The sequence below is a fragment of the Myxococcus llanfairpwllgwyngyllgogerychwyrndrobwllllantysiliogogogochensis genome, from assembly GCF_006636215.1.
GTDB classification, from domain to species: domain Bacteria; phylum Myxococcota; class Myxococcia; order Myxococcales; family Myxococcaceae; genus Myxococcus; species Myxococcus llanfairpwllgwyngyllgogerychwyrndrobwllllantysiliogogogochensis.
The window spans coordinates 1-521 of sequence record NZ_VIFM01000676.1; the positions used below are offsets into that span (position 1 = coordinate 1).

Annotated in this window: 1 protein-coding gene; it reads right to left on the reverse strand. The window is 67.2% G+C overall.

All coding sequences use genetic code 11. The annotated features are described in order from the left end of the window. A partial coding sequence (locus FJV41_RS55430) for an ATP-binding cassette domain-containing protein (protein WP_438616795.1) occupies window positions 1–406 on the reverse strand: 406 nt, incomplete at its 3' end. Window positions 407–521 lie beyond the last annotated feature (115 nt).

A 521-nucleotide genomic window follows, 5' to 3' on the forward strand; every position in this document is an offset into this window, starting at 1 on the left:
GGCCACCGGAGAACGCCGCCGGATAGCGCTGGCGGCTGGCCGGGTCGAGGCCGACCTCCTGCATGGCAAGGATCACCGCCTGTTCGCGTTCGGCCGCCGTCAGCGTCGGCTGGTGGACGCGCAAGCCTTCCTCAATGATCTGCTGCGCCGTGAGGCGCGGATTGAGCGACGAGTTCGGATCCTGAAAAACCACCTGCATCTGTCGGCGCAGCGGTAGCAGCTGTCGGCGGTTACGCCCCTGAATCGGCTGGCCGGCGAAGGTTATCTTGCCCCCGGACGGGATCAGGCGCAGCAGGGCCAGGCCGGTGGTGCTTTTACCGGAACCCGATTCCCCCACCAGGCCCAGCGTCTCGCCGGCGCGCAGCTGAAAGCTAAGGCTGTTGACCACCCGATGATGATCGACCACCCGACGCAGGATCCCTTTGCGAACGGGAAACGCCACCTTTAAATCGTCCGCCTGCAGCAGCACCGGGGCATCGGCGGCCAGCGGCACCGGCTCCCCGTCCGGCTCGCTATCCAGC